This window comes from Tsukamurella sp. PLM1, assembly GCF_023168325.1.
Taxonomy (GTDB): Bacteria; Actinomycetota; Actinomycetes; order Mycobacteriales; family Mycobacteriaceae; genus Tsukamurella.
The window spans coordinates 1,782,405-1,797,558 of the sequence record NZ_AP025688.1 but is presented as its reverse complement, the minus strand read 5'-3'; the positions used below and the strand labels follow the sequence as shown (position 1 = coordinate 1,797,558).

General features: G+C 69.2%; 12 protein-coding genes and 2 pseudogenes. 7 read left to right on the top strand and 7 right to left on the bottom strand.

Going from position 1 to position 15,154, the window contains the following annotated elements; translation table 11 throughout:
- The first annotated feature begins 100 nt into the window (after positions 1 to 100).
- On the top strand, positions 101 to 1,462 hold the full coding sequence (locus tag MTP03_RS09340) for a DUF349 domain-containing protein (RefSeq protein ID WP_371820963.1): 1,362 nt from the start codon (positions 101 to 103) through the stop codon (positions 1,460 to 1,462).
- 24 nt (positions 1,463 to 1,486) lie between these two features.
- Here the strand turns inward: MTP03_RS09340 and MTP03_RS09335 are convergent, their stop codons facing one another.
- Both MTP03_RS09335 and miaB read right to left on the bottom strand, forming a co-directional pair.
- Positions 1,487 to 2,113, bottom strand: coding sequence for a hypothetical protein (locus MTP03_RS09335; RefSeq protein WP_248491693.1), 627 nt, complete (start codon positions 2,111 to 2,113; stop codon positions 1,487 to 1,489).
- A gap of 58 nt (positions 2,114 to 2,171) precedes the next feature.
- Positions 2,172 to 3,623 (bottom strand): annotated as a pseudogene (gene miaB, locus MTP03_RS09330) (tRNA (N6-isopentenyl adenosine(37)-C2)-methylthiotransferase MiaB).
- 263 nt (positions 3,624 to 3,886) lie between these two features.
- On the opposite strand from miaB, the gene MTP03_RS09325 reads away from it, so the two are divergent.
- The 5 genes and pseudogenes from MTP03_RS09325 (at position 3,887) to MTP03_RS09305 (ending at position 8,418) form a co-directional block, all read left to right on the top strand.
- The gene (locus tag MTP03_RS09325; protein ID WP_248492108.1) at positions 3,887 to 4,615 is read left to right on the top strand and encodes an amino acid ABC transporter ATP-binding protein; all 729 of its coding nucleotides are present in this window, start codon (positions 3,887 to 3,889) and stop codon (positions 4,613 to 4,615) included.
- Positions 4,615 to 5,697, top strand: a complete 1,083-nt coding sequence (locus tag MTP03_RS09320) for a transporter substrate-binding domain-containing protein (protein WP_248491692.1) — start codon at positions 4,615 to 4,617, stop codon at positions 5,695 to 5,697. The genes MTP03_RS09325 and MTP03_RS09320 overlap by 1 nt, the downstream gene beginning before the upstream one ends.
- 132 nt (positions 5,698 to 5,829) lie before the next feature.
- Positions 5,830 to 6,503, top strand: a pseudogene (locus MTP03_RS09315) (amino acid ABC transporter permease).
- On the top strand, positions 6,500 to 7,447 hold the full coding sequence (locus MTP03_RS09310; RefSeq protein WP_248491691.1) for an amino acid ABC transporter permease: 948 nt from the start codon (positions 6,500 to 6,502) through the stop codon (positions 7,445 to 7,447). The pseudogene MTP03_RS09315 and the gene MTP03_RS09310 overlap by 4 nt, the downstream one beginning before the upstream one ends.
- Positions 7,448 to 7,452: 5 nt before the next feature.
- Entirely contained in the window at positions 7,453 to 8,418 is a 966-nt protein-coding gene (locus tag MTP03_RS09305) for a glutamate ABC transporter substrate-binding protein (protein ID WP_248491690.1), read from the top strand.
- An 18-nt stretch (positions 8,419 to 8,436) separates the two neighbouring features.
- Here MTP03_RS09305 and MTP03_RS09300 read toward each other — a convergent pair whose 3' ends face one another.
- From MTP03_RS09300 to MTP03_RS09280, 5 genes are all read right to left on the bottom strand, one after another.
- Positions 8,437 to 8,814, bottom strand: a complete 378-nt coding sequence (locus MTP03_RS09300; protein WP_248491689.1) for a VOC family protein — start codon at positions 8,812 to 8,814, stop codon at positions 8,437 to 8,439.
- A gap of 136 nt (positions 8,815 to 8,950) precedes the next feature.
- Positions 8,951 to 9,559: a regulatory protein RecX gene (locus MTP03_RS09295; RefSeq protein WP_248491687.1), complete on the bottom strand. Its 609-nt coding sequence runs from the start codon at positions 9,557 to 9,559 to the stop codon at positions 8,951 to 8,953.
- Positions 9,560 to 9,565: 6 nt separating this feature from the next.
- Positions 9,566 to 10,615: a recombinase RecA gene (gene recA, locus MTP03_RS09290; protein ID WP_248491685.1), complete on the bottom strand. Its 1,050-nt coding sequence runs from the start codon at positions 10,613 to 10,615 to the stop codon at positions 9,566 to 9,568.
- Positions 10,616 to 10,787: 172 nt separating this feature from the next.
- Positions 10,788 to 10,931 carry a hypothetical protein gene (locus MTP03_RS09285; protein ID WP_248491683.1) on the bottom strand — a complete coding sequence of 48 codons (144 nt, stop codon included), beginning with the start codon at positions 10,929 to 10,931 and terminating at the stop codon, positions 10,788 to 10,790.
- A 142-nt stretch (positions 10,932 to 11,073) separates the two neighbouring features.
- Positions 11,074 to 14,664 (bottom strand): indolepyruvate ferredoxin oxidoreductase family protein, encoded by a 3,591-nt coding sequence (locus MTP03_RS09280; RefSeq protein ID WP_248491682.1) that lies wholly within the window; start codon positions 14,662 to 14,664, stop codon positions 11,074 to 11,076.
- Positions 14,665 to 14,837: 173 nt separating this feature from the next.
- On the opposite strand from MTP03_RS09280, the gene MTP03_RS09275 reads away from it, so the two are divergent.
- Positions 14,838 to 15,152 (top strand): hypothetical protein, encoded by a 315-nt coding sequence (locus MTP03_RS09275; protein ID WP_248491681.1) that lies wholly within the window; start codon positions 14,838 to 14,840, stop codon positions 15,150 to 15,152.
- The last annotated feature ends 2 nt before the right edge of the window (positions 15,153 to 15,154 follow it).

Below are 15,154 nucleotides of genomic sequence, written 5' to 3'. Positions count from 1 at the left end.
CAATGGTGGTTCAGGGCCCGGACGGACACGGGCCCATGACGAACGGCAGCCGTGACGCGCGGCGCAGACGAAGGGGAACCCCGTGGCCGAGAACGACCCGATCGCCGACAACGCTCCGATCGAGCCCGCCGCTCCGAAGCCCACGCCGGGCGCGCGCCCCGGCCCCAAGCCGCACCCGGGCCCCCGCCCGGGCGGGCCGCGGCCCCACGCTCCCGCCGCGGCCGCGCCGCGCACCCGCCCGGCGTCGGACCCCGCCAAGCACGGCCGGGTCGACGAGGACGGCACCGTCTATGTGATCACCTCCGCGGGAGAGCGGGCGGTCGGATCGTGGCAGGCCGGCGCATCCGCGGAGGGCCTCGCTCACTACGGCCGCAAGTACGACGAGCTCTCGACCGAGGTGGAGGTGCTCGAGGAACGCCTCGCCAGTGGCACCGGCGACCCCAAGAAGGTCCGCGCCGCGGCGCAGCAGGTGGCCGATTCGCTGCCCACCGCCGCCGTCGTGGGCGATCTGGACGCGCTGGCGTCCCGCGTGGGCGCGCTGCTCACGGGCGCCGACACCGCGATCGTCACGTCGCAGGCGGACCGGGAACGCCATCGCGCGGAGGGCATCGCGCGCAAGGAGGCGCTCGCCGCCGAGGCCGAGCAGATCGCTGCCGAGGCCACCCAGTGGAAGACGGCGGGCGACCGCATGCGGGCCCTGCTGGACGAGTGGAAGACCATCAAGGGCGTCGACCGCAAGACCGACGACGCGCTGTGGAAGCGCTACTCCAAGGCGCGCGACGCGTTCAACAAGCGGCGCGGCGCGCACTTCGCCGAGCTCGACCGCGAGCGCGCGGGCGCGAAGGCCCGCAAGGAGGAGCTGATCGCCGAGGCCGAGAAGCTCAAGAACGACACGACGTGGGGCGAGACGTCCGCGAAGTTCCGCGACCTGCTCGCCAAGTGGAAGGCCGCCGGCCGGGCGCCCCGCGACACCGACGACGCGCTGTGGGCGCGGTTCAAGGGCATCCAGGACGAGTTCTTCGCGGCCCGCAACGCCGCCGCGAACGAGCGGGACGCGGAGTTCGCCGAGAACGGCCGCGCCAAGCAGGCCTTGCTCGACGAGTACACGCCGCGGATCGAGTCGGCGTCGAACCTCGGCGCGCAGAAGTCCGCGCTGCGTGAGCTGCAGGACAAGTGGGAGGCCATCGGCAAGGTCCCGCGCGAGCAGATGGGTTCGCTCGAGGCCGGGATCCGCGCGCTCGAGAAGAAGATCAAGGCCGCGGACGACACCCAGTGGCGCCGCACCGATCCCGAGGCCGCCGCCCGCGCCGCGCAGTTCCGTGACCGCGTCGCGCAGTTCGAGGAGCAGGCCGAGAAGGCGGAGAAGGCCGGCAAGGCGAAGGACGCCGTCCGGCTGCGCGAGCAGGCGCAGCAGTGGCGCGAGTGGGCCGACGCGGCCGAAGGGGCCGTCGAGAACCGCTGACGCTCCGGGTCGGGCCCGACCTGATCAGACCCCGTCGGTGGGTCGCTGCGGGCGCGGCGGCTGCTGACCGATGCGGTTGGTGCGGGCGAACTCGTCCCACTGCTGGGCCGCGTCGCGGCGCTGTTGTTCCGCGGCGAGCTGGTACGAGGTACGCGCCCAGATCGTCTTGATCCAGACGACGGCGAGCACCGTCATCGCGAGCCAGCCCAGGTACAGCCCGATCCCCGCGCCGCTGGGCGGTTCGCCGTGCACGCCGGTCGTCTGGCGCGACCACACCGAGAGAAGGCCGAAGACGACCGCGACGCCGCTGCCGGCGCCGGCCACCACCGACAGCGCCCAGCGCCGGGTGAGCAGCGCGGCACCCGAGGCGAACACGCCGAACAGGACCTCGAGCCAGACGAACACCTTCGAGACGATCACCAGCGAACTCGCCTCGACGTGCTCGTCGCCGAGCAGGATCTCGATCCCCGTCACCGAACCGGTGTGCGGCAGCGCCAGCGAGCCGATGAGGACGACGACGGCGACCGCGGCCACCAGGATCCGCGGTCCCACCTGGAACTCGCGGGCGAGCTTGCGCTCGGCCGATTCCACCTCGGTGCGCAGGTCGTCGAGCTCTTCGGCGCTCCGTGGGTTCTCACTGTCGGCGTTCATGGTCTCCATTGTCCACCCGGGGCCGAGCGGCGTCTCCTACAGGTCGTCGTAGAACTCGTCAGCAGGTCGAGCAGCCCCTCGGCGCGGCGCCTGCGGCGGGCGCCGGCCGGCCGACGGACGGCAGGCCGAGGCCGACGCCGACCGGGGCGGTGACCGGGGTGATCGCGGCCTCGACGTTGTCGCCCGCGCGGGTGCGGACGTGGCTGAGCACGCCGCCGTCGGCGACGAGGTGGTGCGGCGCGGCGCCGGTGATCTCGACGGTGACCACGTCGCCGGGCCGGATGCCCTCCCCGCCGGCGAAGTGCACCAGCCGGCCGTCGCGGGCGCGCCCGGACATGCGGTTGGTCTCCGCGTCCTTGCGGCCCTCGCCGAGGGCGACCAGCAGCTCGACGGTGCGCCCCACCTGCTTCCGGTTCTCCTCGAGAGTGATCCGCTCCTGGAGCTCGATGAGCCGCATGTACCGCTCCTGCACGACCTGCTTGGGCAGCTGATCCGGCAGGTCCGCCGCGGGGGTGCCCGGGCGGATCGAATACTGGAAGGTGAACGCGCTGGAGAAACGCGCCTTCTCGACCACGTCGAGGGTCGCTTGGAAGTCCTCCTCGGTCTCCCCGGGAAACCGACGATGATGTCGGTGGTGATCGCGGCGTGCGGGATCCTCTCGCGGACGCGGTCGAGGATCCCGAGGAACCTGGCACTGCGGTAGCTGCGGCGCATCTCTTTGAGCACGCGGTCCGAGCCGGACTGCAGGGGCATGTGCAGTTGCGGGCAGATGTTCGGCGTCTCGGCCATGGCGTCGATGACGTCGTCGGTGAACTCGGCCGGGTGCGGGCTGGTGAACCGGACCCGCTCCAGACCCTCGATGCGGCCGCAGGCGCGCAGCAGGTCGGCGAAGGCGCCGCGGTCCCGCGGGAGGTCCGGGTCGGCGAAGTTCACGCCGTAGGCGTTGACGTTCTGACCGAGCAGCGTGACCTCGGACACGCCCTGATCGACGAGCGCCTGCACCTCGGCGAGGATGTCGCCCGGGCGGCGGTCGACCTCCTTGCCGCGCAGGCTCGGCACGATGCAGAACGTGCAGGTGTTGTTGCACCCGACCGAGATGGACACCCACCCGGCGTAGGCGCTTTCGCGGCGCGCGGGCAGCGTGGAGGAAGGCGTCCAGCGCCTCCTTGATCTCGACCTCGGCCTTCTCGTTGTGCCGGGCCCGCTCGAGCAGGGTCGGGAGTGATCCGATGTTGTGTGTACCGAAGACGACGTCGACCCACGGCGCCTTCTTCACGACGGTGCCGCGGTCCTTCTGGGCGAGGCATCCGCCGACGGCGATCTGCATGCCGGGTCGCTCCCGCTTGATCGGCGCCAGGTGGCTGAGGTTGCCGTAGAGCTTGTTGTCGGCGTTCTCCCGCACCGCGCAGGTGTTGAACACGACGAGGTCGGCCTGCTGATCGCCGTCCGCACGCACGTAGCCCGCGTCCTCGAGCAGGCCGGACAGGCGCTCCGAGTCGTGCACGTTCATCTGGCAGCCGTAGGTGCGCACCTCGTAGGTGCGGGCCGGCGCCTTGTCCGCGCTGCTGGTAGGGGCTGTTTCGATCACCTCACCAGGGTATCGGGCGGATGCAAATCGCCCGGCCGCGCGCGGCGGGCGCGGACGCGCGGTGCGGCGGACCGTCGGAAATCGGCGGCACCAATACTGCGGACTTTACGCGGATGAAACCCGGAAACTCCTAGGCTCCACTCATGACAACTCCCGCTGCGACCGGGCAGACCGGCTCGGCTCCGATGATCGAGATCGCGTCTGTCGACAAACACTTCGGCGCTCTCCACGTGCTGAAAGACATCAACCTCACCGTGCCGAAAGGCCAGGTCGTGGTGATGCTCGGCCCGTCCGGATCGGGCAAGTCCACGCTGTGCCGCACGATCAACCGGCTCGAGCCGATCGACTCGGGCACGATCAAGATCGACGGTGCCGTCCTGCCCTCGGAGGGTAAGGGGCTGGCGAGCCTGCGCGCCGAGGTCGGCATGGTGTTCCAGTCGTTCAACCTGTTCGCGCACAAGACGATCCTCGACAACGTGACGCTCGGGCCGATGAAGGTCCGCAAGAAGTCCAAGGCCGACGCGGAGAAGCGGGCGCTCGAACTGCTCGACCGGGTGGGCATCGTCGCACAGAAGGACAAGTACCCGGCGCAGCTGTCGGGCGGCCAGCAGCAGCGCGTCGCGATCGCCCGCGCACTCGCGATGGGCCCCAAGGTCATGCTGTTCGACGAGCCGACGTCCGCCCTCGATCCCGAGATGGTCAACGAGGTGCTCGACGTGATGGTCGGCCTCGCCAAGGAGGGCATGACGATGGTGTGCGTGACCCACGAGATGGGCTTCGCGCGCAAGGCCGCCGACCGGATCCTGTTCCTCGCGGACGGCCAGATCGTCGAGGACACCGATCCCGAGTCGTTCTTCACCGCGCCGAAGTCGGACCGCGCCAAGGACTTCCTCGGCAAGATCCTGGGGCACTGATGACGACACCGCAGAGCACTCGAACAACGCGCTGGAGGACCGCGATCGCGGCCGCCGCCGCACTCGCCGCGACCCTCCCACTGGTGGCGGCCTGCGGCACCGACACCCCGCGCAGCCTCCTCGCCTCGATCAAGAGCGGCGACGTGGTCCTCGGCACCAAGTACGACCAGCCGGGCCTCGCGAACCGCAACCCCGACAAGTCCCACAGCGGCTCCGACGTCGCGGTCTCCGAGTTCGTGGTCAAGCAGATCGCGAAGAACAACGGCTGGGCCGAACCGAAGATCACCTGGAAGGAGACACCGTCTCCGCTGCGTGAGCGGATGATCGAGAACGGTGAGGTCGACATGATCGCCGCGACCTACTCGATCAGCGCAGCGCGCCAGAAGAAGGTCGACTTCGCCGGCCCGTACCTCACCACCTATCAGGCGCTGCTGGTGAGCAAGAAGACCTCGAACCCGATCCGCAGCCTCGAGGACCTGAACTCGGGCCGCAAACTGTGCTCGGTCTCGGGCTCGACCTCGGCGATCAACGTCAAGGCGGCCCTGCCGAACGTCCAGCTGCAGCAGTACGACGGCTACGCCTCGTGCGTCGAGGGCGTGCGCCGCGGCGTGCTGGACGCGCTCACCACCGACGCGACGATCCTCGCCGGCTTCCAGGCCAAGTACCCGGGCGAGTTCGACATCGTCCCGATGACGTACCCGAAGGACGTGACCCTGACCAGCAGTACGGGCACCAAGACCGAGAAGAAGAAGGGCGATCAGTTCTCCACCGAGCGCTACGGCATCGGCCTGCGCAAGGGCGACGCGGAAGCGCTCAGCGAGGTGAACAAGGCGCTGCGGCAGATGATCCTCGGGGAGGAGGGCACCGCGACCTACGACGCACAGGCGGCCCTCCACGCCGTCCTGCGTCGTCCCGGCCTCCGTGGTGGCCACCTTCACCGGGCTCGCCTACGCGAACCCCGACAACCAGCTGTTCAAGGCGCTGCGCGACAACCTCGGCGAGTACGCGAACACCATGATCGACCAGGGGCGGCCCGTCGACGGCGGGAAGCCGAAGTCGGTCCTCGTCGCCGTCCCCGGTGACCAGACATGGCTCCTGCCCAAGGAGATCCCCTTCCGGCACCCGACGGCGCAGCGCCCGCCCCGGAAGGCAGTCCCGCAACGGCTCCGCAGTCCGATCCGCGGACCTGGTGCACGAAGGTAGGTGCGTAGAACATGTGGGAAGACCTCGGGCCACAGCTGTGGCCGGCGTTCTGGGTGACGATCAAGCTGACGTTCTGGTCGGCGATCGGCGCCACCATCTGGGGCACGATCCTGGCGGGCATGCGGGTCTCCCCGTCCCCGCGATGCGGATCTTCGGCACCTGGTACGTCAACATCGTCCGTAACACCCCGCTGACGCTCATCGTGTTGTTCCTCTCGCTGGGCCTGTACCAGAACATGGCGCTCGCCCTGGTCCCCGAGGACGCGGACTTCACCGAGAACAACAACTTCTGGCTCGCGGTGGTCGGTTTCATCGCGTACACGGCGACGTTCGTCTGCGAGACGCTGCGGTCGGGCTTCAACACCGTGCCGCTCGGTCAGGCGGAGGCGGCGCGCTCGCTGGGCCTGTCGTTCATGCAGGTGTTCCGGATGATCGTGCTGCCGCAGGCCGGCCGCGCCGTGATCGCGCCGATGGGCAGTGTGCTCATCGCGCTCACGAAGAACACCACGATCGCCTCGATCATCGGCGTCGGTGAAGCCGCGCTGCTGATGAAGGAGACCCTGGAGCAGTACAGCGACCAATTGATCGTGATCTTCGTGATCTTCGCCGCGGCGTTCATGGTGATCACACTGTTCGAGGGCGCCGTCTTCGGCTACTTCGCGAAGCGACTGGCGGTGAAGCGATGAGTGCCAAGTCCACGTCCACTGTCCTCTACGACGCGCCCGGCCCCAAGGCCCGCGTCCGCAACAACGTCATCGCAGTGGCGTTCATCGTCGTGGTAGTGGCGCTGTTCGCCTGGGTGATCACGTCGTTCGCGGCCAACGGCCAGTTCGACCAGGAGAAGCTCGAACCGTTCGTCGACAAGAACTACTGGGGGACGTACATCCTCCCGGGCCTGTGGGGCACCTTCAAGGCCGCGGTCGCGTCGATCATCCTGGCGATGATCATGGGCGCGTTCCTCGGCATCGGCCGGCTCTCGGATCACCGCTCCGTGCGGTGGGCCACCGGCGCGATCGTCGAGTTCTTCCGCGCCATCCCGGTGCTGATCCTGATCTACTTCCTCTACATCGTGTTCGGCGTCTACAAGGTGTTCACCTCGGACTACATCGCGTTCTTCGCAGTGGTCTTCGGCCTCACCCTGTACAACGGCTCGGTGATCGCGGAGATCCTGCGGTCGGGTATCAACTCGCTGCCGGGCGGCCAGTTCGAGGCCGCCAAGGCGCTCGGCCTGCGCAAGTCGCAGACGATGCGCCTGATCCTGCTCCCACAGGCCGTGGCGGCGATGCTCCCGGCGCTCATCTCGCAGATGGTGATCGCGCTCAAGGACAGCGCCCTCGGCTACCAGATCGGTTACGTCGAGGTGGTCAAGTCCGGTATCCAGGCCGGCAACGAGTGGGGCAACGTGATCCCCTCGCTGATCGTGGTCGCGATCATCATGATCCTGATCAACTTCGGGCTGTCCGCGTTGGCGTCGAACATCGAGAAGAACCTGCGCGAGGGGCGCAAGAAGAAGCTGATCATCGACGCACCCCAACCGCTTCCCGAACCCGGCATCATGTCCAAGGAGGTCCTCGAGACCACGCATCCCGATCCGGGACATGAGGACCTGCGACGGGACTACGGCGACTGACCGGTATGAGGGCGCTGAGCGCACGCACGGTCGCGGCCCTGGCACTGATCACGGTGCTGGTGGCCGCGCTCTGCGCGTGTTCGGGGCCGTCGCCGCGGAACCTGTTGCGGTCCATCGACGACGGTGCCGTCATCGTCGGCGTGAAGGTCGATCAGCCCGGGCTCGGGCTGCGCGGACCCGACGGTGCCGTGTCCGGCTTCGACGCCGACGTGGCGCGGTACGTCGTCCGGTCCCTGGCGGCCGCGCGTGGGCGCGCCGAGCCGAGGATCACGTGGCGCGAGACGCCGACGTCGCAGCGCGAGAAGCTGATCGACAACGGCGAGGTGGACGCCGTGGTCGCCAGCTACTCGATCGACGCCGCCCGCGCGGAACAGGTGGCATTCGCCGGGCCGTACCTGACGACCCGGCAGGGCCTGCTCGTGCGGCGGGACGAAACCGCGATCGGCACCGTCTCCGATCTGGGGCGCGACCGGACGCTGTGCTCGGTCACCGGTTCCACCTCGGCGAGCACGGTGAAGTCGCTCCTGCCCGGGGTACGGCTCACCGAGTTCGACACCTACTCGGCGTGCGTCGACGCGCTCGGCCGGGGCAACGTCGACGCCGTCACCACAGACGAGGTGATCCTGGCCGGATTCGCGCAGCAGCGGCCGGGAGTGTTCCGCCTGGTCGACATGCCACTGCCGAAGGACACCTGCATCGACGGGCGACTCCGGGGCGCCGGCACCCCGTTCGCGGTCGAGCGGTACGGCATCGGCCTCGCCCGGGGCGACGACGCTGTCCGCGACGCAGTGAACGCCGCCCTGCGGACGATGATCGAGTCCGGCGAGTGGGAGCGCTCGCTGCGGCGGGCGGTGGGCGACGCGGAGGCCGAGCGCACGCTCGAGCGGGACGGTCGCGGCGACGAGCTCATCGCCCGGATCGGGAACCTGGACTTCGTCGATGCGACGAGCGCGCCCTGCGCGGCACGCTGACGACGGCCCGACCGACCGTCACAGGTACGGGCGCGTCAGCAGCTCGATGCCGTGCCCCGCTGGGTCGCGGACGTAGACGCCGCGGCCGCCGTGTCCGTGGTTGATCCGGCCGGGCTCCTTCCAGAACGGGTCGGCGGCATGGTCGACACCGCGCTCGGTCAGCAGCGCGTACGCGCGGTCGAAGTGGGCGTCGTCGACGAGGAACGCGTAGTGCTGCGGCTGGATCTCGGGCAGCGGCGGCGCCGCGATCTGCAGGAGCACACCGTGCTCCAACTGGAGGTTGGTGAACGGCCCCCAGGATTGGACGGGCGCCGCTTCGAGGTAGTCGCGGTAGAACGCCGCTGACTGCTCGCTATCGGTGGCGAAGACGATGGTGTGGTTGAAGCTCGCGGGCATGGAAATCTCCTTCGGGGTTCGGAATCGGGTTGTAGATGCGCCAGATTCCGAACGGCGGAGATCGCGCCGTCAACCGTTCGCCGGATCACCCGTCCGTGCGTGGCCCGAGGCCGTTCCGGCATTCATGGCACCGATGCTACTCGCCCGCCGCGTGTTCCCTCTCGCGGATCGCGTCGAGAACCACCGACAGCGCCAGCGACGGGTGGTAGCCGCGGCGGGCGAGCATGCCGACCAGCCGCTGGGTGAGCTTGTCGCGTTCGGCGCGGTCTCCGGGCACCGCGGCCCGCACGAGCTTGCGGTCGACCAGTTCGACGGCGCGCGCCCGCTCGTCGTCCTGGCTGACCGTCTCTAGGGCGGCCGCAGCCTCGGCCTCCCCCACTCCCTTCGTGCGCAGTTCCTGCGCCAAGGCGCGGCGACCTCGTCCCGAGAACTGGTGCCGCGACTGCACCCAGCGCTCCGCGAACGCCGCATCGTCGATGAGGCCGGCGGTGACGAACTTGTCGAGCATCCGCTCGGTGAGCTCCTCGTCGAAGCCGCGACGGGCCAGTTTGGCCCGCAGCTCCGCACGCGAGTGGTCACGCATACCGAGGGCGCGGTAGATCAAGTCCCGGGCAAGCGCCTCACGCTTGGCCGGGTCCTGCTCCACTTCGCGTTCGGAGACGGCACCGTCGGGCCGATCACGTGACCTGCGCCCGCGACGCCGACCTCGCGAGACGACCTCGTCGTCCGCATAGTCCGCCGACACGGCGGCCTAGAAGTCGACCGGGGCCGGCGCGATCTCGTCGGCGTCGACGGTGATATCGGCGCCGATGCCCAGCTTCTCCTTGATCCGCTTCTCGATCTCGTCCCGGACGTCCGGGTTCTCGATCAGGAACTTGCGGGCGTTCTCCTTGCCCTCGCCCAGCTGGTCACCGTCGTACGTGTACCAGGAACCGGACTTGCGAATGAAGCCCTCGGTGACGCCCATGTCGATGATGGAGCCCTCGCGACTGATGCCCTGGCCGTAGACGATGTCGAACTCGGCCTGCTTGAACGGCGGGGAGACCTTGTTCTTGACCACCTTGACGCGGGTTCGATTGCCCACCGCGTCCGACCCGTCCTTGAGGGTCTCGATGCGGCGCACGTCCAGGCGCACGGAGGCGTAGAACTTCAGCGCCTTACCGCCCGTGGTGGTTTCGGGCGAGCCGAACATGACGCCGATCTTCTCGCGCAGCTGGTTGATGAAGATGGCGGTGGTGCCCGAGTTGTTCAGGGCACCCGTCATCTTGCGGAGCGCCTGGCTCATGAGGCGGGCCTGCAGGCCGACGTGACTGTCGCCCATCTCGCCCTCGATCTCGGCCTTCGGCACCAGGGCGGCCACCGAGTCGATCACGATGATGTCGAGCGCGCCGGAGCGGATCAGCATGTCGGCGATCTCCAGCGCCTGCTCACCCGTATCCGGCTGGGAGACCAGCAGCGCATCGGTATCGACGCCCAGCTTGGCAGCGTAATCGGGATCGAGCGCGTGCTCCGCGTCGATGAACGCGGCGATGCCGCCGTTGCGCTGCGCCTCGGCCACCGCGTGCAGCGCCACCGTGGTCTTACCCGAGGACTCCGGACCGTAGACCTCGATGACGCGGCCGCGTGGGAGACCACCGATGCCGAGCGCCACGTCCAGCGCGATCGAGCCCGTGGGAATCACGGCGATGGGCTGGCGCACCTCGTCACCGAGGCGCATGACCGAGCCCTTGCCGTAGTTCTTGTCGATCTGTGCGAGCGCCAGCTCGAGCGCCTTATCGCGATCCGCGGGTGCAGGTGCCATGGGACTCTCCGTCCTTCGGGCCGGGGTGGGAAGTACCGCCGGCGCTGGGTTCTACTGTTGCTACGGACGCTAGAGGGACCCACTGACAAGTTTCCGCATCCGCATCGGGCGCGCTCTCGCCGGCTCACTTTCACGTCGAACATCGTCGACTATAGGCGAACGGTCGTTCGATTCAAGCCGCCACGCCGATACCGGCACCGTCGACGGCCACGGCGGCCGACCGGCGCCGTCCCCACCGTTGCAGGAGCACCGCCAGCACCACGTACACCACCATTGCCAGCAGAGTCACGTAGACCGCGCCGATCGACGCGCCCATGAGCAGTCCCCGCCGATCTGCTCCCTGCAGGAGCCGGCAGCCCCGACCACAGCTGGTGTCCCCCCAGCTGCAGTCGGGGGGACACCAGATCACTACAGGGGCGCCAGCTCCCTATCGGGGCGCGGATCTCAGAGGACCGGACCTACCAGCCCAGCTTCTCCAGCTGCGCCTGGACGGCGGCGCGGTACTTCTCCACGTTGCCGGTCTTGACCGACTCGTAGCCGCGGACCATGTCCGGCAGTTCGGCGAGGGCGACGACCTGCTCGCGCTGGCCCTCCGCCACACGGCCGCCCTCGGCAGCGGCGATCATGAGGCCCACCAGCGCCCGGTACTCCGCGATCAGCGTGCGCTCCATCTTCCGCATCTCGGTCATCCCGAAGAGGTCGAGCTTGGTGCCGCGCAGGCGCTTCATCTTCGCCAGCGTCTTCATGCCCGGATTCACCCACTCGCCCAGGGCGAGCTTGTTCTTCAGGCCCATCTCGCGCAGCGTCGGCGGGTGCAGGCGGATCGCCTTCTTGGCGTCGGCACCGAACTCGTCGGCGACCTGGGCCGCGAAGCCGGCGTCCTGCGACAGACGCGCCACCTCGTACTCGTCCTTGTAGGCCATCAGCTTATGCAGGTTGTGCGCGACGGCAGCGGTGAGATCCTCCGAGCCCCACGCCTTCTCGGCGCGGAACACGCGGGCCACGTCGTCGACGTAGCGCTCGGCGTAGGCCTTGTCCTGGTACGCCACCAGCTCGTCGACCCGCAGCCCCACCTGCCGGACCAGTTCGTCGGAGGCACCGTCGAACCTCGCGACGAGAGTCGATGCGAAGGCGCTGACCGGGACGGGTGCGGGCAGCGGGTGCAGCGCGTCGATCGCGGCCTTGACGCCCGCCGGATCCGAAACCGACTGGCGGCCGCGGCGGAACGCCTGCAGGTTCTTCTCCACGGCCACGCCGTTGAGCTCGATGGCCCGCTCGAGCGACTCGGAGCTGATCGGCAGCGCACCGGTCTGGAAGGCGGCGCCCACCATGAACAGGTTGGCGTACTGCTCGTCGCCGAACAGCTGCAGGGTCAGGTCGCCCGGGTCGAGGTAGACGGTGCGCAGCGACGCCCGGTCGATGGCCTCGTGGATGCTCCGCGAGTCCGGGTAGCCGACCGACGTGTCGATCACCATCTGGCCGGTCGGCACCTCGGTGGTCGAGACGATCGACGTGGTGCGCTCGGGCGAGGCGACCTTGAGGTTCGCCGGGTCCACGCCGACGAGGCTGTCGCAGGACAGGTACACGTCGCAGTCGCCCGCGGCGACCTTCGCCGCCTGGTCGACGTACGTCGCGGACACCTTGATGTCCGAGACCACGGCGCCGCCCTTCTGCGCCATGCCCGTCATGTCGACGGTGCGCGCCGAGTGGCCGTCGAGCACCGTGGCCGTCGCCATGATCTGCGAGACCGTGACCACGCCGGTGCCGCCGATGCCGGTCACGCGGATGGCCATGCCGTCCGCCTCTCGCCGCGCCTTCTTGGGCTGCGGGATCGACTCGGCCGAGATATCCGGCACCGACTTGCGGACCTTGCCGACCTCGCCGGGGGTGACCGTCACGAACGACGGGCAGTCGCCCTTCAGGCACGAGAAGTCGAGGTTGCACGAGCTCTGGTCGATGCGGGTCTTGCGGCCGAACTCGGTCTCCACCGGGTGCACCGACAGGCAGTTGCTCTTCTGGCCGCAGTCGCCGCAGCCCTCGCAGATGCGCTCGTTGATCACCACGCGCTGGTTCGGCGTGGGGTACTTGCCGCGCTTGCGCTTGCGCCGCTTCTCCGCCGCGCAGTGCTGGTCGTGCACGAGGACGGTGACGCCCGCGACCTCGGCCAGCTCGCGCTGCACGTCGAGGGTGTCCGCGCGGTCGCGGACCTCGACGCCCTTCGGCAGGCCGAGGGCCTTGGTGCGCTTCGGATCGTCGGAGGTCACGACGACCTTGCTGACGCGCTCCGCGAGCAGCAGCGTGCAGATCTGCGGGAGCGTCATCTCGCCGACCGGGTCCTGGCCGCCCGTCATGGCGACGGTGCCGTTGAACAACAGCTTGTAGGTGATCCGCTCCCCCGACGCCACGGACTGGCGCAGCGCCAGCGAACCCGAGTGCATGAACGTGCCGTCGCCGATGTTCTGCACGAAGTGCTTCTCGGTGACGAACGGGGCCATGCCGACCCACTGCGCGCCCTCGCCGCCCATCTGGCTGACGCCGGTGATGTCGCCCACCTGCTGCGGGTCCATGAGCAGCACCATGGCGTGGCAGCCGATACCGGCGCCGACCAGCGTGTCATCGGCGACCTTGGTCGAGGTGTTGTGCGGGCAGCCGGAACAGAAGTACGGGCTGCGCGCGGCGAGCGGCAACTCGATACGGGTGCGGACCTGCGCCTTGCGGTCCAGCCAATCCTTCGCGGCGGGCACCTTGTGCACCCGGGCGAGACGCTGGGCCAGGCCGCGGGAGACGGAGTCGACGTCCAGCTCGCCGAAGCGGGAGAACAGCGTCGAGCCGTCCTCGTTCGCCTTGCCCACGATGTTCGGTGCGCCGGGGTGCCGGAACAGGATGTCGCGCATCATGGTCTCGAGGAAGTCGCGCTTCTCCTCGACGACGATGACCTCGTCGAGCCCCTCGATGAACTCGTGCAGGATCTGCTGCTCGAACGGGTAGACCATGCCCATCTTGAGGATGCGGATGCCCAGGCGGTTGAGCTCGCCGTCCTCGATACCGATGAGCCGCAGCGACTCGCGCACGTCGAGGTACGTCTTGCCGGCGCAGACGATGCCGATCCGGTCGTCGCTCGAGCGCACCGTGATCCGGTTGAGCCGGTTGATCCGGGCGTACTCGGTGGCGCGCGGCATCCGGACGGTGAGCTGGTTCTGCTCGAGTTCCATCAGCTTCGCGCCCAGCAACTGACCCGACGGGACGTGCGGGCTGGTGCCCAGGTCGCCGTAGACGGGCAGGATCCGGTCCGGGTGCACGTCCGCGGTCGACGAGCCGTCGGCGACGTGGGCGGAGATCTTCAGCGAGGTCCACAGGCCGGAGACGCGCGACATGATCGCCGCGTGCACGCCGAGGTCGAGGATGTCCTGCGAGTCCGCCGGGTAGAGGATCGGCATGTAGAGATCGGCCAGGGCCATCTCGGAGGCGCACGGCACCGTCGAGCTCTTGGCGCCCGGGTCGTCGCCGACGAGGGCGACGGCGCCGCCCGTGGGGTGGGTGCCGATCATGTTGGCGTGCCGCAGCGCGTCCGTCGCGCGGTCGAGGCCGGGCGCCTTGCCGTACCAGTAGCCGGTGATGCCGTCGAGGCCGCGGTCGAGGTGCCCGACCTGCGCGGCGATCTGCGAGCCCATGACCGACGTGGCGGCCAGTTCCTCGTTGAGGCCGGGGCGGTGGACCGTGTCGAAGTCCTGAAGGTATTTCGTGCGCTTGGCGATCTCCAAGTCGTACCCGGCGAGCGGCGAGCCCTCGTAGCCGGAGATGAACGAACCGGTCTTGAGGTTCTGACGGCGGTCGAGCCGGGCGCGGTCACGCACCATGCGCACCAGGGCCTGGATGCCCGTCAGGTAGATCGTGCCCTCTTCGCGGGTGTACCGATCATCCAGCGAGAAGGACTGCACGGCTGCGGACTGCCCACCGCGCGGATCCGCATCGTGCTGGCCGGCGCGATTCTCATCGGCCGCGCTGGTGCCGCCGGGGGCGTCGATCGGCGAATTGGCGTCAAGGGTCACTGAAACCACCGTGCTCTCTCTCGGTACGCCCGGGTCCAGGGGTGGCGGAGCCGGGCGTGGGCTGTGTCGGTGGTCACAGCATAGCCGCACATCCGACGTATTTCACACCCGTCCGCGGCGACTCGCCGCGGGTGCACCGGACTCGTCGGTGCGGGCCGATACCCTGACTGATCGTGAACCTCCGAACCGCCAGGATCGCCGCCGTCGTGACCGGCCTGATCGGCCTCGTGCTCGCCATCGCGACGCCGTTTCTGCCGATCAAGCAGACCGCCGTGACGGTCGCCTGGCCGCAGTCGGGCTCGCTGGCGCCGGTCACCGCGCCGCTCACGATGTACAAGCCGCTGTCGATCGACGTCGGCGTGCCGTGCGCGGTCGCAGCGGCGACCCCGGCGAACCGTCAGACCGTGCTGATGGCGACCACGCCGCCCCCGCCGGGGACCGGGCGCGCACGGCCGGGCTGTTCGTCACCGTCGACTCCGAGGCACTGACG